Source organism: Paradesulfitobacterium aromaticivorans (assembly GCF_054657415.1).
This window is the reverse complement of sequence record NZ_BAAHYT010000008.1, coordinates 242,148-262,026: the sequence shown is the minus strand read 5'-3', so window position 1 is coordinate 262,026 and position 19,879 is coordinate 242,148. Positions and strand designations below refer to the sequence as shown.

The following is a 19,879-nucleotide window of genomic DNA, read 5'->3' as shown; positions in this document are numbered from 1 at the left end:
GATGGAGCAAGAGCGTTGGCAGTTGAATCGGGCCGGGTTATTTAACTTTTGGTATTTTGATGACGAAGAACTTCCGTGTGCCGAGGGCAAGCTTTTGTTGCGTGGATCAAACGGCTCCGGAAAATCCGTAACCATGCAAAGCCTGATTACCGTGTTGCTGGATGGGAAGAAAAGCCCCGACCGCCTCGATCCCTTTGGTTCAAGAGCCCGGCGGATGGAGGATTATTTGCTGGGGGAAAAGGAAGTCGTTGAGCAGGATGAGCGGACCGGCTACCTCTATTTGGAGTACACGCGGCCGGGCAGGGGGCAGTACCTGACGACGGGGATCGGTCTGAGGGCTAAACGCCAGAGTAGTCTGGAATTTTGGGGATTCGTGCTTCTGGACAACCGCCGGATTGGTCAGGATTTTCTCTTATATAAGACAGAGCGGGATTCTGAAGGGGAACCGGTAAAGATACCCCTCAGTCGGCGCGAACTGGAGAACCGTTTAGGGGAGGGCGGGCAAGTCGTCCGGACGCAGCAGGAGTATATGGGACTTGTGAACAAATACGTTTTTGGGTTTCGGGATCTGGAAACCTTTGAAGACCTGATGAAACTTCTGATTCAACTGCGTAGTCCGAAGTTGTCGAAGGATTTCCGTCCGACGGTGGTGTATGAGATTCTGACTGAGTCCCTGCCCGCGCTTACGGACGAAGAGCTGCGGCCTCTTTCCGATACGATTGAGAACATGGATCAGATTAAGAGCCAGCTTGATCAGGCCGTGCGCGAGGAACAAGCCTTGCACAGACTACTTAAAGTGTATGACCTTTATAATCAGCGCGTGCTCTGGGAGAAAGGGGAGGGCTTGGTGCAGGCCCATAAGCGGTGCCAGCAAGGGCTGCGCCGGGTGGCCGAAGCCGAAGAGACCTTGGCAGCAGGGGAAGAGAAGAAACGCGCCAGTGAGCGGGAACTGCAGGAGCTAAAACGGGAGCAAGAGGTATTAAACAAGGAAAAGGATGAACTGCAGAACCATGATGTCTTCCGGGCGGAACGGGAGCGGTCTGCCCTACTGCAGGACCGAGAAGTGCTGGTGGCCGAGCGTGAGAAAAGAGAGCGGGCTTTAGGCGGGAAACAAACCCAGGAACGGGACATTCGCACGAATATCGGACAAGAAGAAGAGAAAGAGCGCCAGGGACGCAAAGACGTTGAGGAACGTCTGGATGAGATGGATTTTCTGGCTGAGGAAGCCGGTTTTCAGAGTCACGAGGTGGCGGTCGATGAGTTTCGGCGTGAGTTTGAACAGAACTTCTCCTTTAACTTGTGGCGGAAAGAGGCTAAAGATCACGAAGAGTACCTGGACAAGGTTTTGAGCATGTTCAGGGAAGAGGGACAAGCGCAAGAGCGCTACCGCCTGGCGGAGCTTGATCTGGGAGAGGCAGCCAAGGCTCTGGATCAGGCCCAATTCGAAAGCAAGAAATGGGCAGATGTGCTGGATGAAGAGAGGTCAAAGTGGGTCACAGAAGTTTTTGCCTGGCAGCAAGAGAATAAGGAGTTAAAGCTTGAGCAGGGGGATTTGCAAATGCTCGCGCAACGGGTGCGTTTGTGCCCGGATCGTTATGGTTGGGACGTGTTAAGGGAGCCAGTAAGCGCTGCTCAGGATAAACTGCGGCAGCAGGTTTTAATCAGGATGGCGGATCTCAAACATTTAATCACCAAGCAGGAACAAAAAATTGAAGAAACAAAAGCCCAGCTTCAAGAGTGGCACGGCCAGAAAGATCCTGAGCCGCCCAGGCATGCGCAAACCGAGGAAGCCAGGCGGTCTTTAGCTGCCGCTGGAGTTCCGTTTCTCCCGTTTTATGCGGCGGTTGAGTTTCATGAGCATGTTCCCAGGGAGCAACGGGCGTGCTTGGAGTCCGCTCTTAAAGAGACCGGAATCCTGGATGCCCTGCTTATTGGAGGGTCCGGAACCAGGATTGAGTCTGACCGTATCTTAAAGCCTAATCCACAGTTTATGACCCACACCCTGGCCGAATACTTCTACCCGACACCGGTGGCAGGGGTCAGTATTTCTGCCGAAGACATCGATAATGTGTTGCGCACGGTGCTGGTGGGGGATAGTGCTGACGCCGGTGCGAATGAAACCGTGATTGCGGAGGACGGCGGGTATCGGATTGGTCTGATTCAAGGCCAGGCACCGCGGGAACAGGAATCGATTTACATTGGGAAAGAGGCCAGGCGACAGTACCGCTTGAAAGAAATCGCGCGTCTGGAAGCGGAGTTGGCTGAGCTTAGGGGTGAGCGCGGGGATTTTGTGCAGCAGTATGAACTACTCGAAGAGAAACTGGAGTTAATTGCTGAGGAGGCCAGCCGCTATCCGAGCGAGCGCGAACTCAAAGCAGCTTACCAAGAGCTGGATTTGAGCAAGCGCCAGATCAAGGTGTTGGAGCAAGATGTAGAGAAGAAAAATGTAAAGCTCAAAGGTGAACTCGAGAAGTGGCAGGGTATTAAGCTGCGCTTGCGTGAACTGACCCGTACCAGCACCTTGGCGTTCACAGAGGAAGCTTATGCCACGGGGACTTTACGTTTTAAGGCTTACCGTGAGCACTTTAGTCAATTGGAAGTTCTGTGGCAGAAGATACAATCAGCTCGTTCCCGCCTTGAACTTCAGCGTTCAAGGCTGCAAGACCTGGCTCAGGAGGTTGACGATTTAAAAGGAGAGCTGGAGGTTTTAGTTGACAAGGAAGCCACCCTTAAAGCCAGGCTTGGGAAAGTAGAAGAAAGACTGAATGAGCTAGGGGCAGACGAGATCCGCATTCGCGTACGCCAAGTGGTCGAGTGTTTGACCCGCTTGCCCGGAGAAATCGAAGGCAAGGTTAAAGAGGCTGAAGCGCGACGCAAGGATCAAGAACAGCGCGTCAGGGAACTTGGGCACATGCACCAGGAGCAGGGCTTAAGCCAAGAACTGGAGGGCAAGTGGCTGGAGGTTTTCGCCGAGGAACTGAAGCTGCAGCAGGGGTTTGGGTTAACGTCTGAAGTGAGTGAGGAAGGATGGGGTGGACAGGACGTCCACAAGGAGGCTTACTCCAACGAACGATTGGCATTCTATCTCAAAGAAGCTCAGAACGTGTTGGCAGCAAGCGGGAAAGGAGGGGCAGGAGAACGGGAGAGTTTGCAGGAGCGCGTGAGTGATGCTTTTTTCCGGGAGCAAGGGAACCTGGTCGAGTACCGCCCGGCTTTGCAGACTCTGTTCGAGTCGGAGGAAGAATTTGTTGCTCCAGAAATAGAAATAGAGCAAGAAACAGAAGCGTTGCAAGCAGTAGAAGGAGCGCACGCAGACCTGTATGATCTGTACCGGGGCCGGTGGCAGGAACTGCGGAGCAAAGCCAGACGCACTTATTTAGTGTTAGAGTATGATGGGAAAAAGGTTAATCCGTACTATGCCAGTTCACAGATGGAAAAGAACATCGCGTTGCAGGAACAGCTGCTCAATGAGAAAGATCGGGAGCTATATGAAGAAATTATTATGCACAGTGTAGGCCGCATTATCCGGGGGCGGATTCAGCGGGCAGAACATTGGGTGGAGGAAATGAATCACCTGATGGCGCAAAGGGACACTTCCAGTGGCTTGAATTTCTCTGTGCGCTGGCGACCGCGGACAGCGGAATACGAAGAGGAGATGGATACTGAGGATTTAGTGCAGCTGTTGAAGTCTGATCCCCGCTTGCTCAAAGAGTCTGATATGGCGCGCATTGTGGGTCATTTTCGGTCCAAGATCGAGCGGGCCAAGAGCGTGCTGGCGGAAAAAGGATATGGGGAAAGTTTTCACCAGATCATTAAAGAGATGCTTGATTACCGTAAATGGTTTGCCTTTACCCTGTATTATCAAAAGAGCGGGGAGCGGCGCAAAGAGCTGACCAACCATGTTTTCTATACGTTTAGCGGCGGGGAAAAGGCTATGGCCATGTATATTCCCCTGTTCTCAGCTGCCTATTCCCGCTATTCTGATGCCAGGCCGGATGCTCCGCGCCTGATTTCTCTGGATGAAGCGTTCGCGGGCGTGGATGAAAACAATATTCGGGATATGTTTGACCTTATGGAAAGGCTGGGCTTTAACTATATTATTAATTCCCAGGCTTTATGGGGAGATTATGACACGGTGGCTAACCTGGCTATCTGTGAACTGGTACGGCCCAAAAACGCATCCTGGGTCACGGTCATCCGTTATCTGTGGGACGGCAAAGTGCGCAGACTGCTGGAGGACCGGGTCATGAGTGAGGAACCCGGTGATCAACTGGAGGCTGTGGCCGGGAGATGATCAACTTAGTGTGGATGAGTTTTGCAGTTTCTGGAGTGACGCAAGATGGATGAGTATCTCGTGCGTGAAGCGGTGGCGTTTTTTCGCGCCGAGCCCGGGTTTCAACGCCTCATCGAGAAAATCATCAAGAAATACCAAAGCTTGGGCCGTCTGGGCGGAACGGTTGTATTAACGAACTTAAAACCATCGGAGAAGGAAGCTTTAGGGGGATTTTTACGCCGGGATTTAATGCGGCAGGATTCGGTCAGCATTAGCGTGGACAGATTTAATGAGGCTCTAGGTCAGACCAAGTTTGCGCCGATTTCTCCGCTTAAACTTTTAGAAGAGTTTAAGGGGGGATCTCTGCTTACCCGGTCTGAATCATCCTTAATGCGGGAGCGCGAGCGCCGGGAAGTCATCATACGCCTGCAGCAGCGTTTTAACGATCCTTGGTGTCAAAGATGGCTAGGGTTAATTGCGGATAAACATCCGTCAACCCGCTGGCTTTGGGCTTACTATGAACAAAATCCGTCCTTATTTGCGCACTGGATGGAGAATGCATTAAACGCTTTATCAACCCTCCATGCCTCGACGAAGTTCCAGCGTCTGCCGGTCTTGGCGCGCTCCGTCACGCAAGACCCGCATGGCTTTGACCAAGGCACTGAACAAGGACGTCTGCTCATTAATGCCTTGACTTTACTGTGGCTGCAAGAGCAGAGTTCTCCGATGAAAGACGCGGAAGCTAATCTCCAGCAAAGCGCGGAAGATAGTCTTGATCAGACCGCGGAAGTTAGTCTGCATTCAAGCGAGGTTCTGACTGAGATATTTCTTCATTTTGGTTTACTGCGCGATGATATTCTTAACTTTAGCACGTGCGCCGGGATCATTGGCCTTGACGCCAAGGGGGTTCCCGTGCGCTTGTGGCAGGAAGCTTACCTACAGAAGGCTGTGCTAAATCTGCCGCTGCGAGAAGTCGTTAAAGTCGAACGGTTTGCTGTCGGGGAGAGGTGCGCAGACCAAGTGATATATGTCGTAGAAAATTCCGGTGTATTTTCCGCACTCCTTGATTATTGGGATGAGACGCGCGGTGCTGAACCATATCCCGCGTTTGTGTGTATGCACGGCCAGGCTAAACTGGCAACCTTATTGCTGCTTGATAAGCTCGTAGCGGAAGGCGTTACCTTATGGTATTCCGGGGACTTTGACCCGGAGGGGCTGCTTATCGCTGAACGCTTGTTCCTGCGTTATCCCGGCAAAGTGCGCCTGTGGCGCTATACAGTAGAAGCGTATCGTTTGGCGCTCTCGCATAAGAGGATATCAGACCCCCGCTTAAAGCAATTAAGAAAAATTAAGTGTGGGGAATTTCAAAGGCTCGCACAGGAGATCGAGCATACAGGCCGGGCCGGTTACCAAGAGGGTATCCTGGAACTATTAGAGGAAGATCTGATACAAGCTTAAAATTCTGCTTAGATTTTTTAACGTAAGCAAAATATATTTTTATATTTTCACTCAGCCAAAAGTTCATCACACTAGGAGGATATATCATGATTTGGGTTAAAGATGTCATGACGCCAATCCCTTTTCCGTTAACTGAATCTCATAGTTGCGAAGAGGCTTTAGGCTTGATTAGCCGCCATCATGCGCCGGGATGGCCGGTTCTGGACGCAGATGGGGAATTGGCCGGAATCGTGACCATGGACTCTTTGGTAGGATATTTGAGCGGGGATGCTTGTGGAAACGATACCCTTTCTTGCATGAAAGCCATTGATCCCGACCCGATAATTTTAAAAGCGACACTGCCCCTTGATGCGGCCTGGAGCCAGCGCTTTGATGTGGCTGCGGTCAGCCGGGAAGACGGGGAAATTATCGGGGTCTTAAGCCGGGCGTATTTAGCGGTAGCATTATACCAAATGGCTGAGTTCCAGGTTAAAGAATTAGAGGCAGTGTTAAACTCTGCTCACAACGGCATCGTAGTGATTAACAGCGAAGGCTTGATTACTTCATTTAACAGAGCGGCGGAGAAGTTTACGCGCCTGCCCAGGGATAAAGCGATCGGTCGCCATGTTCTGGATGTGTTGGTTCCCCTCGGATTAATGGAGACTTTGCAAAGCGGGCAATCGGAATACTCCCAGAAATTCCGGGTTGGCCGCCGCACTTATATTATGAACAGAGACCCGATGGTTCAGGACGGGAAGATCACGGGGGCAGTTGGGGTGTTTCAGGATATTTCCGAGATCGAGTCCGTGTCCCAGGAATTGGCCTCGGTGAAAGAGCTGAATCGCGAGCTGGATTCGGTGATTCAGTCGTCCTCAGACGGCTTCGTGGTAACGGATGCAAGCGGGCAGATTTTAAGAGTAAATTCGGCTTATGAAAAATTAAGCCAAAGCACGTCTCAGGATCTTTATGGGCGCAGAATCCAGGAACTTGGGGAAGAGGGGATTTACGCACATTCCCTGGTGGATGTTGTGCTGCAGCGCCGACATCCGGTGACCGTGATGGAAAGCAAGCAGGATCACAGCTTCATGGTCACGGGGAGTCCTGTTTTTGATGAGGAAGGGCGCTTGCTGCGGGTTGTGATCAACCTGCGCGACATGACCATGCTTAACCAACTGCGCCAGGAGTTAATTGAATCCAAGCGTTTAAGTGAAAAGTATCATTCAGAACTGGCAGAACTCCGCGAACGCCAGGACACTGGGGGCATGATCGCCTCCGGGCCGGAAATGGAACGAGTGTTGGAGCTTATCATGCGCGTGGCTAAGGTGGATTCGACTGTGCTTCTGCTTGGGGAATCCGGGGTCGGCAAAGAAGGTATGGCTAAACTCCTGCACACGAAGAGTCTGCGCAGCGAGGGTCCTTTTATTAAGGTGAATTGCGGGGCGATTCCGGAGCAATTGCTCGAGTCCGAGCTTTTCGGGTATGAAGGGGGAGCATTTACCGGAGCTCGCCGTGAAGGGAAAAGCGGGATGTTTGAACTTGCCAATAACGGGACGCTTTTGCTCGATGAGATTGGGGACTTACCGTTTAATTTGCAGGCCAAGCTTCTGCGGGTGCTGCAAGAACGGGAAATTGTGCCGGTTGGCGGAGCCAAACCGCGTGAGGTGAACGTACGCATTCTGGCTGCGACCCATAAAGATTTGGAAGGAATGGTGCGCGCGGGAGAGTTCCGGGAAGACCTTTTTTTCCGTTTAAATGTTGTCCCGATCTGGATTCCCCCTCTCAGGGAACGACGCAGTGACATAGTCCCGCTCTTGCACCATTTTCGGGAAAAGTTCAGTAAAAAGTACGGGCTGCACCGCGAGTTTTCCCCGGATGTGGTGGAGGCTTTTGTCCAGTATGAGTGGCCGGGTAACGTCAGGGAGCTTGAGAATATGGTCGAACGCCTGATGGTAATGGCCCCGAATGAGCTCATAACTCTGCCCCAACTCCCGCCGGTTTTTCATCGCCATGCGAGCAAAGAAGGGGGAGTATCTGTCCACTCTTTGATGCCGCTGAAAGAGGCTGTCATGGAAGTGGAGCGGCAGCTGATCGAGAAGGCTCTGAAAAAGTACGGGAGCACGTATAAAGCGGCCGAGGCTTTAGGGGTAAACCAATCTACAGTGGTGCGGCGGATGGCGCGTTTTCGCAAAGGGAAGGGCGAGTAAGGAAAAGCGAGGTTCTCCGCAGCTAAAATTATGAACCAGCAGGCAGAACCTCTGTCTGCATTACAATGTCGAAATAACATGAAAAAAGGAAAATAATCATAATTGTCGAAAAAATAGCAAGGAGGACTCTCTTTTTTGGAATATAAATTGCATTAAAAATCTTATAAACGGATGGCAAAGGAGGATGAAAATGAAGGTCAAGCAAGTGATGCTTTGCGATCCATTTACCGTTAGTCCCATTTCTACTCTGGCAGATGTCAGTAAAATCTTTCTTGATTTTGATGTTAATTGTGCACCTGTGGTGGGGGACAATGGCGAGACTGTCGGTATTATTACAATGGCCAAAGTGTTGGAACGCCTGCTGGCAGGGGCCACACCCGAGGCGAACGTAGGGGAATTCATGGACGACCCGCCGGGAGTAGTGACCGAGAACACGGATTTTGAGCAGATTGCCCATACTCCCATGATGGAGCGCATGCTGGTGCTGGACCATAACAATCGTCTGACGGGAATACTATCCAGGGTTGAACTTATTAAAAAGGTCTACAGGTCCTGGGAGGAGACCAGAAACGAACTGAACGTGGTGCTCCAATCGGTGAGCCATGCCATCGTAGCTTTTGATTCTGCCGGACTGGTTTACCTTCTCAACAAAGGAGCAGAAGTGTTGCTGGGGCTTACCAGTTCCGCCGCTGTCGGGCAGCCCGTAGAGCAGATTTTACCGGCGGGGGAATGGCTTGATGTTTTGAACGGGCAATCCCATATCGGATTCAAAATGGAGGTTAATGAAAAGCGCATCGTTGCCAATGCTACTCCTATCATTTCAGGGAGGGAAGTTACCGGGGCTGTCGTGGTACTCCAGGACTTGTCGGAAATGGAGAACTTGATCATGGAGTTGTCCAGGGTCCGGGAGCTAAAAGACGAGTTGGACAACATTATTGAATCTTCATACGATGGGATACTGGTTGTTAACACAGCCAAAGAAGTGCTCAGGGTTAATAAGAGCGCTTTACGCTTTTTCAATGTCAGTGAATTCCGGGAACATGGCAGCTTGAGCCAGCTGAAATCGGATATTGCTCTCCGTCTGAACGAAATGGTTACTGAAATAAGCGAGAGCGGAGAGCCTTTAACCAAGCTTTACTCCAAAGCAGGCGGGCAAGAGATCATGATTACGGGTAATCCCCGTTTCGATTTCGATGGGCAATTGGTGCAAGTGATTTTCAACCTGCGCGATATGACTGATCTCCAACGGCTCAAATTTCAGATTACTCAGGCTAAGGAAGAAAAGCTCCGCTATTCGGAAGAGTTGAAGGAATTAAGATCAAAGCTGCTAACGGAAAAACTAGTGGCTAAAAGCCCTGCCATGGAACCTGTCCTGGAATTGATGTTTCGGGTAGCTAAAGTGGAATCTACTGTGCTTATTACCGGCGAATCGGGCGTGGGCAAGGAGGTTGCAGCCAAGACAATTCACAGCTTAAGCACCAGGGAGAGCAGCCCTTTTATTACGGTGAACTGCGGGGCTATTCCTGAAGCCTTGCTGGAGTCAGAACTCTTCGGCTATGAAAAAGGGGCTTTTACGGGAGCCAACAAAGAGGGAAAAATAGGTTTGATGGAAACTGCCAACGGGGGGGCGATTTTTCTCGATGAAATTGGTGAACTCCCGTTGAACCTGCAAGTTAAACTCTTAAGAGCTATTCAGGACAAGATAATCTACCGGGTAGGTGGAATCAAGCCGATTGAGCTTGATATCCGGATTATCGCTGCCACTAACCGCAATCTCAAAGAAATGGTGGAGAAGCAAACGTTCCGGGAAGATCTCTTCTACCGTTTGAACGTGGTGCAAATTGAGATACCTCCTCTGCGTTGGCGCCAAGAGGATATTTTTCCTTTGGCAGAGCATTTTTTGCAAAAATACAGCTCCAAATACAACAAGGCTAAGACCATTCGTCCTGAAGTATACAGGATTTTTGAGCGCTATGGCTGGCCCGGCAATGTACGGGAGCTGGAAAATGTGATTGAGAGGGCAGTAATTCTTAGTGAAGGGGAGCTGATCGACGTCTCTCACTTGCCTGATCATTTTGGTCAAATCGGCAGTGCTAAAGGAGAGGTGGAGATTAAGATCAGGGAAGTGATTCCCTGGAATAAGGCCTTGGAACTGATGGAAAGGGAATTGCTGCGCAAAGCGCTGGAACAGGGGAAAAGTATCCGTAAAACGGCCGACGTGTTAGGAATTACCCATACGACAGTCTTGCGCAAAGGGAAGCAGTATTCTCTCTTAGGCTCATAGCGATCTGGAACTTGGACGTTCCGGGTGGAATTATGGTGTTCCACCACCTTAAAATAGGTACTAAACGAATTTTATGACTTGTTAGAAAATATAAGACACTAAGTGGAACTGTTGAGTTCCACTTTTTTGTTGTACAAAGTAGAAACCAACCTTGTAACACCCACTTTTAGGCGGTTTGCATCAGTTGGCATCCAGTTTGCTTATTAGTATGACACAGGCCTGAAAATCTTGTCGAATTTAATACGGATTTTAACGAAGGAAGGGAGAATGAGTATGACCAAGGATTTGCAGCACGTCCCGGTTAGTGTCGGTATGTATGCGAACTGGTGGTGGAAAAATTACGGGATATCTTATAACAAACAGTATTATTATGATCCGGACTATCGCATCGAGGCCCAAATGAAACAGCAAAAAATTCTTCATGAGCGTTTCGGTGATGTGGGAATGGGAAATCCAGACCCGCAACCCAATCCTTTCATTGACTACGGGATGGCATTGCTACCAGAAATGTTCGGCTGTGAGATCACTTTTTTTGACGATGCCTTGCCCTGGGCCAATCCGGCTAACATCTCCGAAGAAGAAGTTGAGAAATTGACTGTACCGGATATTGAAAACAGACATCCAATGACAGAAATCATCCGGCAGATGGATTATTTGGAGCAAAAATACGGGCGGGTTACCGGCAACATTAACACGACAGGTATTCTTAATTTGGCCTTGAAGATTCGTGGCGACCAGCTTTATATGGATTTTTTCGAGAATCCGGAGCTTGCGCATAAACTGATGAACATCTGTCTGGAGAGCATTATCAAACTGGCGAACTATGTGAGAAAACGCACCGGTACGCTGGCTTCCTCGGTTACTCCCATGGCGCCGCCGGAGATGTATATTCTGCCTAACTGTACGGTCGCGCAGATTTCTAATGATGCTTACGAGGAATTCGTCCTGCCCTACGAACTGAAACTGGCTGAAGCCATGCAATCTTTCGGTATTCATCACTGTGGTTCTGTGGACAATGTGGTGGTCGGGTACAGCAAAGTAAAGAATATGCAGTTTATTGAAGTGGGACCAAAATCGGATTTGCGCCGCGTGCGCGAGTTAATGCCGGATGTTTTCATCAATGCCAGGATAGACCCTGTGCGTATGCTTAAATGCACCCCGGCGGAAATTGAGCAGGATGTCAAGTATCTGATTGATAACGGCGGGCCTCTTGACAAGCTCTCCATCGACGCGGTGGGCGTAGACTATGGCACTCCGGATGAAAACGTCCGAGTAATGCTTAATACTGCTAAGAGTTACAGTGCGGAAAAGATTAAGGCAGGGTTTTAAGAAGGTTTCGTTGTTGGTATCTTTGGTAACTACTCAGGAGTCAGGAGTCAGAATGAGAGAACCGGTGAAAACTTCTCGGGGTATCCTGAATTCTGACTACTGAATTCTGAATGCCTTGATAGTAATTGTCTTTGTAACTATTAAGATAGGGGGAATAAAGATGTCAGTTCTTGAGGAGCTAAAGAATTCGATTATCACGTACAAGCCGGCTAAGGCTAAGGAGTATTGCCAACAGGCTTTGGCTGAGGGTATTGATCCGGGGGTTATTTTAAGTGAAGGCCTAATCGCTGGAATGAGTGTGGTGGGAGCCAGGTTTAAGAAAAATGAAATCTATGTGCCGGAAGTCTTGATCGCCGCGAAAGCAACGCATGCCGGATTGGACGTTTTAAAACCAATTCTAAGCGAACGGAAAACAGAGGCGATTGGGAAAATAATTGTTGGTACGGTCAAAGACGACCTTCATGACATTGGGAAAAATTTAGTTGCCATGATGCTGGAAGGTGCCGGATTTGAAGTTGTCAACCTAGGTGTAAATGTTGATCCGGATAAATTCATCGCGGCGATTCAGGAGCATAAGCCTAATATCGTTGGAATGTCCAGCTTAATCACCTCTACTCTCCATTGGGTGGAAGATACGATTAAAGCCATAGAATCTGCAGGACTGCGTGATCAAGTAAAAATTATGGTGGGCGGGGCTCCTGTGACGGAAGAGTGGGCTATGCAGATTGGGGCGGACGGCTACGGCAAAGACGCTACCACAGCAGTGGAAGAGGCGAGAAAACTTCTGGGCGTTGCCTAGATTTTTTGAACCAGGGCAGAAAAGAAAGACGTACAGGCAAGTTCGGAGGAGGGGAAAACATTGTATCATACTGAAATAAGCAGCAAGAGTAAGGTGGTCACTATCGGCCGCGACCTGCCGGCGGTCATCATAGGGGAGCGTATTAACCCCACAGGCAAGAAAAAATTCGGGCAGGCTCTGTTGGCCCGGGATTTTGAGGCAGTAAGGCGGGAAGCTGTTGCTCAAGTGGAACAAGGAGCGGACGTTTTGGACGTTAACGTAGGGGTTGCGGGTGTTGACGAAGTTGCCCTCTTGCCCGAAGTTGTGAAAATCGTGGCCGCAACCGTAGATGTTCCGCTTTGTATTGACTCAGCCAATCCTCAGGCTCTGGCTGCTGCCTTAAAGGTTTATGAGGGCAAAGCCCTGGTTAACTCGGTCACCGGGGAGGAAAAGTCAATTGACAGCGTTTTGCCTGTCGTTAAAGAATATGGAGCGGCAGTAGTAGGTCTCTTGATGGATGACGAGGGGATTTCCAATGATCCGGAAAAAAGACTGGCTATCGCCAGCAAGATTGTGGAACGGGCTGAGAAAGCGGGAATTGAACGCTCGGACATTGTGATTGATTGCCTGACCATGACTGTGAGTTCAGACCACAATGCAGCGGTGCTTACCTTGAAGACGATTGAGCGGGTTGTGGAAGAACTGGGCACAAACATTATTCTCGGCATCAGCAACGTCTCGTTTGGACTGCCAGACCGGCACAGCATTACCAAGACCATGCTTGCCATGGCTTTAAGAGCAGGTTTGACCTGTGTGATCATGGATCCTACAGCTGAGGGAATGCGCCGGACAATGAAGAGCGCAGACTTGCTTCTAGGGCGGGATGAATGGGCAATGAACTATCTCGCGGAGTACCGTCAGTATTCGGAGCAGGCCTAAGAGTTATGGAATAATTATTTTCATACCAGATAAATGAGGCCGTAAGATTAGATTCGAAGCCACAGCGAGCGCGAACTTTCACTCCTGCTACGGGAATAACTGATTGACCAGGAGAAGGGGGCGGTGAGATGGCAGATTATAGAGTGATAGCCTGTGAAGTATTTGAGAAGGAGATTCTGAACGGTCTTCATCTTCCCCCGAAAAAATGTATTTTCCTGGCGCAAGGTCTCCACCGTACCCCCGATTTGTTAAAGATAGAGCTGCAAAAGCAAATCGACTTTCTGGATGAGCAAGGCGGAGTAGATTGCATTTATCTCGGTTATGGCTTGTGCGGCAATGGTGTTGCCGGTGTGTGCTCCCGTATGAGCAAATTGGCCATTCCGGACAGTGAGGACTGTATACCGGTTTTGCATGGTCTCAGTTGTGCTGGGGGTCGGCAGACAGTCGACCGGACGATGAGTTATTATCTGAGTGCCGGCTGGATTGCTTATGGCAGCGACGGCTGGAAAGAATACCGGCGCTGCCTCGATATCTTTGATGAGGAAACCTCTTATTGGTGTGTCAAAGAGATGATTAAACACTACCGGAAATTCACCTTGATTGATACCGGAATGCCCAGTCATGCTGAGGATCAAGCTTATACCCGGCGGATCAGCGAGTTTTTCAGCATGGAATACGGGGAAGTAAAGGGTTCTTTGGATTGGCTGGAGAGCCTGTTCCACGGGGAAACCGCTTATAATGTCATGGTTGAACCGGGTACGCCGCTGGAAGTAAAAATGTTCACCGTTGGAAATTCTGCTGCAAGAGATCGAGAGTTGCCTGAAGCAGCCGAAACAAGGGGTGGAGGATTAGAAGATGAAGGAGTATACAGTAAAATTTATTCCACAAAATAAGGAAGTGACGGTGCTTGCAGGCACGACGGTCATGCAGGCAGGAGAATCAGTAGGGATTACCATGGAAGCTCCTTGTGGGGGACACGGGACGTGTGGCAAGTGCTTGGTACGCTGTTACGGTCTGAACGCAGAGCCAACGGCGGCTGAAAAAGAAAAAATCAAGCCTGAACTCCTGGCCGAAGGGTGGAGGTTAGCCTGCCGGACCATAATCAATCAGGATATGGTGGTGGAAGTGCCGGATCAGGCTGGGGGCCGCCTCATTAAAGGCATGCTTGCGGGGACCAAAATTGACTGGAAAACAGAACCGACGCTGATTAAAGAACATTTATCAATAGATAAGCCTTCCCTTGTTGACCAACGTGCGGACTGGGAACGGGTGCAAGATCGGCTGCCCGTTTTCCAAACAAAGGTTGATTTGTCCTTGCTGAAACAGCTGCCCGGACTGCTACGTCAAACTCCTGATCTTACTGCCGTAACCTTCCAAGGCGAACTCATGGCTTTGGAACCAGGGGATACGACAGAGTACGCTTTTGGGTGTGCGGTTGATATCGGCACCACGACCGTGGTGTGCAGTCTCCACGATTTACGGACAGGGCGTCAGCTGGCGATAGCCACGGCATTTAACCCTCAGAGGGCATACGGAGCGGATGTTTTGGCACGCATTGACTTTTCACTCGTGGACGCCAATTTAGAGAACCTGCAATCCCTTATAGTGGAACAGATCAATTCTTTAATCGAAGAAGTCAGTGTGCAAGCTGATATTGACCGGGAAAAGATTTATGTACTGAGTGTGGTGGGGAATACCACCATGCAGCACCTGTTCCTTGGGCTTAGCCCTAGACACATTGCTGTGCCACCGTTTGTGGGAGTTCTTTACGCCGGGCTGACTTTTCCTGTCGCCGATGTAGGCGTAAGGATTAATCCTAATGGTAAAGTAACTCTGCTTCCCCACGTCGCCGGTTACGTGGGCGCGGATATCGTGGCTGGGGTCTTAGCTACCTGTTTGTACCGGGAGGAGGGTCCCAGTCTCCTGATTGACGTTGGCACGAACGCGGAAATAGTGTTAGCGGCCCAAGGTTCATTATATGCTTGCTCCGCTGCGGCAGGGCCGGCTTTTGAAGGAGCAAACATCAGCTACGGCATGCGGGCGGGCACTGGAGCCATCGACCGGGTCTGGCTCGATGAAGGAGAAATTCATTACAGTGTCATCGGGCATACTGTTGCCACAGGCCTGTGCGGTTCCGGACTCATAGACGTTATGGCCGAGTTATTAAAGGTAGGACTTATTGACAGCACAGGCCGGTTGTTAATCCGGGAAGAAGCTGAAGAGGTTGCGGGGTCCGCTTTGGCCAGCCGGTTACGGGAAGAAGCAGATGGGAATCATTTTGTCGTGGCTGAAGAGGGAGGTGAGCCGAAAGTAAGTCTTACTCAGGGAGATATTCGGCAGGTACAGCTAGCGAAGGCCGCAATTTTAGCAGGAATCCGGATTCTGACCAAGGAAATGGGTATCGGGATGGAAGATATTCAAAGGATTTATCTGGCAGGCTCCTTTGGCAATGTTCTTAATAAGGTTAATGCCCGGGTGGTAGGATTGATTCCCCCTGTTGTGCCTGTGGAAAAAGTTCAGTATGCCGGGAATTCCGCTCATGTAGGAGCCCAACTTAATCTGTTGCGTTTTGACACGGAGCATTTGGCGCGGGAAATAGTCGGAAAAATCAAATATATAGAACTCTCTGACCGGATGGATTTTACGGAAGAATTCACGGAGGCAATGTTCTTTAATCCGGAAAGTCAGGAATGAAAAAGGAGGATTAATTTGAATGAATGCCTATGGTTATTGGATGTTAGGCATAGCCTTCCTTTACACCATGATTTTAATTGGTGCCGGGGTTGTTGCCAAAAAGAGAGCCAAACAAAGTGACGGGTATTTTGTTGGTGGGCGGCAGTTTAACCGCTGGACAGTGTCGTTTATGATCACCGGTTTATTTGCAGGCTCAACTTATATTTCCATTTTGGAACTCACCTATATCAAGGGGATCTCTGCTGCCTGGTACGGGGTCGCTGAACTTTCTCATATTTTAATTATTGCTTTGGTTCTTATCGGTTCTTTTCGCGAGAAACTGCTAGTTACAATCTCCGGCTTAATTGGAGATAAATTCGGCCGCGCTGCTTTGGGAATTGCCGGTTTCATTACAGCGGTGACTTTCCCGATGTGGTCGGTGGCCACAGCGCTGGCCTTTGCTTCAGCTCTCCATGTTCTGACAGGGCTTTCCCTGATGACCTCGGTTATTATGACAGCGTTACTCCTTTTGGTTTACTTGCAAGCAGGAGGAATGTGGTCTATTGCCTTTACCCAAACCGCTAATTTGGTTGCTTTCTTTGCCATGTTCATCGTGGCGGCGATTGCCATTTTCATTAATCCTGGACTAGATGGGATTGTCCGTTTGGCCGCAACCAAACCGGCCATGTTTGACCCCGGTAATGTGGGTTTGCAAGTGATTATGGCATGGTTCGGCACTTTTTGGGTTAATGTCCTGGTAGCACAAGCTGCCTTCCAAATGGCTTTGTCTTGTAAGACTCCCGAGGAGGGTCGTAAAGGTCTGTATATTGCTGCTGGATTTAATGTAATCTTTATTGTCATGGCAGTGTTGGTTGGCTTAGCTACCGCTGCCGTAACGCCCGGCATCAGCCGCGGTCTGATGGCAGTTCCGACTTACCTGATGCAAACTTTGCCCCCACCCCTGGTTGGCATCTTTACTTTGGGCATCTGGGCCGCTGCTCTTGGCTGGGGCGCTCCTTGCCAGTTCTCAGGCGCAACCAGTTTGGGCAGGGACGTGGGCAAGGCTTTGTTCCCGCAAATTAGCCCTGAGACTCAGGTGAAGTGGACAAAAATTTCTCTGGTTATCCTAACAGGACTTATGGTGGTTTACGGTTTCCTCCGCTCGGAAAATGCGGCCTGGTGGAACGTCTTTGCCTGGACTGCCCGTAATGGTGCCACCTTTGCCCCGGTGCTGGCAGCGCTGCTGTGGCCGGTGGCTACCCGGTTCGGGGTGGTTTCAGCCATGATCCTTGGCTTTGGCGGCGGATTGGTATGGAACGCACTGGGCAACTGGTCGGCGGATAAGTTCTATCTCAATGTGCATCCGGTTTGGGTAGGTATGATCTTTAATATTCTGGGTCTTGTTGTAATAAGTTTGTTGGGCCGAGTCGGGCAAATCAAGTTCAGCACCGATGTTTCCGACGGCAAGCGCAAGGCAGGGTTTATGTCGGCGGTCGTAGCAGTCGTTATTCTTCTAATGATCGGGTTAAATTTCCAATGGCTCTTTGCCAAGGGCTTGCTGGGTATGTTTCTCTTTTTAGTACTATTGTCCGCTTGGGTAGTCTTAATTAACTTTGTAAGCTTAGTGGAAAATGGGGAGGGTGTAGAAGGTAAGGTTAGCATTGCCGGTACGAGCACGTAAGACTTCAAAATTAAAACTATAATTCGCTTAAATTACAGTAAATGTATGGATCACATGGGAACGAGCTTCTGTCGCTAAGGCAGAGGCCGTTCCCGTAATTCATGGAGAGCAAATAAATTTTAAGAGACAATTGGGGGTAATTAGGGTGACAACTTACTTCTTGTTGGTACTTCTGGTGTTAGGTATGACCGGGGGCTTTTTCTCCGGCTTGCTGGGGTTAGGCGGTGCAATTCTGATGGTACCTTTACTTCTCTACGTCCCGCCGTTATTGCACCTACCCACCCTGGATATGAAAACCGTGGCAGCAATAAGTACTTTACAAGTCTTCGCCAGTGCTGCTTCCGGTGCTATGGCTCATCGTAAAAGGGGAGCTTTTAGTATACCTGTCTTGCTTGTCATGGGGATCCCTGCCGCTCTGGCCGGTTTCGTGGGAGCGTTCTTTTCCCAGTATGTCAATGCCCGTTTCTTGTTAACCATTTTTGCCGGAATATCTACGCTTGCTACTTTACTAATGTTCTTACCCAAAAAAGATAAAAAGAAAGTAGAGAGTCCCTCAGGGTCAGAAAGTGCTGATCAAATTCAGTTTAACCGCTTCTTGGCCGCTTTTTTGGCTGCGATAATAGGCTTCATTGGGGGGATGATCGGGGCACCGGGAGCTTTTATTTTTGTGCCGGTTAGCGTTTATATCCTAAATATTCCACTTCGGATTACCATCGGTTCTACTTTAGGTATTGTTTTACTCACTTCTTTTTCCAGCATGCTGGGAAAGATTTTAAGCGGGCAGATGTATTGGGCCTTAGGGGCTGCTCTCGTTTTGGGGTCGGTGCCAGCGGCCCAGCTGGGATCCAGAATCTCGCACCGGGCTCCGCTCCGGGTGCTGCACTGGATTATGACAGGAATCATTGCTTTTTCGTCTCTGAAAATTTGGCTGAATATCCTTAACTACTAATTGAGAAAGGATTTAGCTAAAAGGTGGGAACGGAGCTGATGCCAAAGCCAGCCCGGAAATTGTACCGGACATTAGAATCTGAAGCTGAGGAGGATGTTTTTTATGGCCAGGGGAATGATTAACGGCGGGATTTGCGGCCACAAAATTGAGGTAGAAGCAGACTGTCAGGATGGACAAAACGTAAAACTGAAAATAAGCAGTGACTGTCCAAACTATCAAAAAATCGCCGCAGAACTGCAGGAAGTGGATGCGTTTAAGGAACTCTTTCAACCTTTGCATCTGGGGCAAGTCTACCAGGCTTTTGCTAAGTACAGCCCACATCCTAGCTGTCCCGGGCTTTCCGGCATACTTAAAACCGTGGAAGTTGCCGCCGGACTGGCTTTAGCACAAACCGCCGGAATAGAAGTGACAAACTAATTTCGGTAAATAACAGAAAAAGCCAAGGACGCAATTTGGGTACTGGTTTGAGTGTGATTTTAGGGGGGAGTTAAAAGACATGAACCGTCTCAGCCCTGTTTCATCCCGAGAGGATATTTTTCCCGAGTACCAAGATACTCCTATCGGTCGCCTATTAGAGTACCATAATCTGAAGCAGCCTTTTGAAAGCTATGCCAAAGCCGAGCTTTTGATCGGCATGTGCATGGACAACCGCAAACACCTGCACATTCCGGATAATTTTGCCTATATCCTCCGCTCAGGGGGAGGAAATTTACGCTACAGTGAATTTAAGGTTTCCTATGCCATTGCCATCGGCGGGGTTAAGGCTATTGCTTTAATAGCGCACAACAACTGTGGGATGGTCAACTTGTTCGAGAAAAAAGAAAGGTATATTCAAGGGCTGGTGGACCAAGCGGGTTGGAACAGGGAGTGGGCTGAACAACATTTTATGCATTTCGCGCCTATGTTTGAAATCGGCAACGAATTGGATTTTGTTCTAAGCGAAGCGAAACGGCTTAGGATGAGATACCAAAAAACTCTCATTGCTCCCCTTTATTATCGTGTTGAGGACAATCGCCTCTACTTGGTTAAAGAAGAATAAAGCAAAAAAAGAAATATTTGAACTACAAATGCTATGCTTAAGGCTCAAAAAAATATGTCGAAAATTACCTTAATTTGGTTTGGAGAATGTTGAACTTTGATATAGTATTAAGATGTTATTACAAGCCATTTGGCAAGATGGTAAGGAATGAGGCCGAAGTAACTGCAAATAGCTGGGATAAAAGGCAAACTCTGCGAAAGCAGAGGACGCAAAGCTATGGGTCTTCCACCGCCAAGTGATGATCGCCAGGCTGCCGACAGTGTGATCAATTCGCCATGCCCGTTGTCGAGGTA

General features: G+C 49.5%; 12 protein-coding genes, 1 pseudogene and 1 riboswitch. All 13 genes and pseudogenes read left to right on the top strand.

What is annotated here, in order from left to right:
• Position 1: 1 nt before the first annotated feature.
• The 13 genes and pseudogenes from ACYQ2N_RS03530 (at position 2) to ACYQ2N_RS03470 (ending at position 19,586) form a co-directional block, all read left to right on the top strand.
• Positions 2 to 4,294, top strand: a complete 4,293-nt coding sequence (locus ACYQ2N_RS03530) for a TIGR02680 family protein (RefSeq protein WP_459997546.1) — start codon at positions 2 to 4, stop codon at positions 4,292 to 4,294.
• Positions 4,295 to 4,339: 45 nt separating this feature from the next.
• On the top strand, positions 4,340 to 5,731 hold the full coding sequence (locus ACYQ2N_RS03525) for a TIGR02679 family protein (RefSeq protein ID WP_459997545.1): 1,392 nt from the start codon (positions 4,340 to 4,342) through the stop codon (positions 5,729 to 5,731).
• A gap of 86 nt (positions 5,732 to 5,817) precedes the next feature.
• Positions 5,818 to 7,914, top strand: a complete 2,097-nt coding sequence (locus ACYQ2N_RS03520; RefSeq protein WP_459997544.1) for a sigma 54-interacting transcriptional regulator — start codon at positions 5,818 to 5,820, stop codon at positions 7,912 to 7,914.
• 190 nt (positions 7,915 to 8,104) lie between these two features.
• Entirely contained in the window at positions 8,105 to 10,198 is a 2,094-nt protein-coding gene (locus tag ACYQ2N_RS03515) for a sigma 54-interacting transcriptional regulator (protein WP_459997543.1), read from the top strand.
• Between the two features lie 273 nt (positions 10,199 to 10,471).
• Positions 10,472 to 11,527, top strand: a complete 1,056-nt coding sequence (locus ACYQ2N_RS03510) for a uroporphyrinogen decarboxylase family protein (protein WP_459997542.1) — start codon at positions 10,472 to 10,474, stop codon at positions 11,525 to 11,527.
• A 160-nt stretch (positions 11,528 to 11,687) separates the two neighbouring features.
• A complete protein-coding gene (locus ACYQ2N_RS03505; protein WP_459997541.1) occupies positions 11,688 to 12,326 on the top strand; it encodes a cobalamin B12-binding domain-containing protein in 639 nt (212 codons plus the stop codon).
• Between the two features lie 60 nt (positions 12,327 to 12,386).
• The gene (locus ACYQ2N_RS03500) at positions 12,387 to 13,244 is read left to right on the top strand and encodes a dihydropteroate synthase (RefSeq protein WP_459997540.1); all 858 of its coding nucleotides are present in this window, start codon (positions 12,387 to 12,389) and stop codon (positions 13,242 to 13,244) included.
• 128 nt (positions 13,245 to 13,372) lie between these two features.
• Positions 13,373 to 14,137 carry a DUF1638 domain-containing protein gene (locus tag ACYQ2N_RS03495; RefSeq protein WP_459997539.1) on the top strand — a complete coding sequence of 255 codons (765 nt, stop codon included), beginning with the start codon at positions 13,373 to 13,375 and terminating at the stop codon, positions 14,135 to 14,137.
• Positions 14,100 to 15,938, top strand: coding sequence for an ASKHA domain-containing protein (locus ACYQ2N_RS03490; protein ID WP_459997538.1), 1,839 nt, complete (start codon positions 14,100 to 14,102; stop codon positions 15,936 to 15,938). Before ACYQ2N_RS03495 ends, ACYQ2N_RS03490 begins: the two co-directional genes overlap by 38 nt.
• A gap of 19 nt (positions 15,939 to 15,957) precedes the next feature.
• Positions 15,958 to 17,199: pseudogene (locus tag ACYQ2N_RS03485) on the top strand (sodium:solute symporter family protein); the annotation flags it as partial.
• Between the two features lie 544 nt (positions 17,200 to 17,743).
• Entirely contained in the window at positions 17,744 to 18,547 is an 804-nt protein-coding gene (locus ACYQ2N_RS03480) for a sulfite exporter TauE/SafE family protein (protein WP_459997537.1), read from the top strand.
• A 102-nt stretch (positions 18,548 to 18,649) separates the two neighbouring features.
• Entirely contained in the window at positions 18,650 to 18,964 is a 315-nt protein-coding gene (locus ACYQ2N_RS03475) for a DUF6951 family protein (protein WP_459997536.1), read from the top strand.
• A 79-nt stretch (positions 18,965 to 19,043) separates the two neighbouring features.
• Positions 19,044 to 19,586 carry a carbonic anhydrase gene (locus tag ACYQ2N_RS03470; protein WP_459997535.1) on the top strand — a complete coding sequence of 181 codons (543 nt, stop codon included), beginning with the start codon at positions 19,044 to 19,046 and terminating at the stop codon, positions 19,584 to 19,586.
• Positions 19,587 to 19,759: 173 nt separating this feature from the next.
• Positions 19,760 to 19,844, top strand: a riboswitch (cyclic di-GMP riboswitch).
• Positions 19,845 to 19,879: the final 35 nt, after the last annotated feature.

Excerpts from the sequence above, each read along its gene's own strand:
- ACYQ2N_RS03525 (WP_459997545.1), top strand. The coding sequence starts at position 4,340 with ATGGATGAGTATCTCGTGCGTGAAGCGGTGGCGTTTTTTCGCGCCGAG.
- ACYQ2N_RS03505 (WP_459997541.1), top strand. The coding sequence starts at position 11,688 with ATGTCAGTTCTTGAGGAGCTAAAGAATTCGATTATCACGTACAAGCCG.
- ACYQ2N_RS03530 (WP_459997546.1), top strand. The coding sequence starts at position 2 with ATGGAGCAAGAGCGTTGGCAGTTGAATCGGGCCGGGTTATTTAACTTT.
- ACYQ2N_RS03490 (WP_459997538.1), top strand. The coding sequence starts at position 14,100 with ATGAAGGAGTATACAGTAAAATTTATTCCACAAAATAAGGAAGTGACG.
- ACYQ2N_RS03510 (WP_459997542.1), top strand. The coding sequence starts at position 10,472 with ATGACCAAGGATTTGCAGCACGTCCCGGTTAGTGTCGGTATGTATGCG.
- ACYQ2N_RS03495 (WP_459997539.1), top strand. The coding sequence starts at position 13,373 with ATGGCAGATTATAGAGTGATAGCCTGTGAAGTATTTGAGAAGGAGATT.
- ACYQ2N_RS03520 (WP_459997544.1), top strand. The coding sequence starts at position 5,818 with ATGATTTGGGTTAAAGATGTCATGACGCCAATCCCTTTTCCGTTAACT.
- ACYQ2N_RS03475 (WP_459997536.1), top strand. The coding sequence starts at position 18,650 with ATGGCCAGGGGAATGATTAACGGCGGGATTTGCGGCCACAAAATTGAG.
- ACYQ2N_RS03470 (WP_459997535.1), top strand. The coding sequence starts at position 19,044 with ATGAACCGTCTCAGCCCTGTTTCATCCCGAGAGGATATTTTTCCCGAG.
- ACYQ2N_RS03515 (WP_459997543.1), top strand. The coding sequence starts at position 8,105 with ATGAAGGTCAAGCAAGTGATGCTTTGCGATCCATTTACCGTTAGTCCC.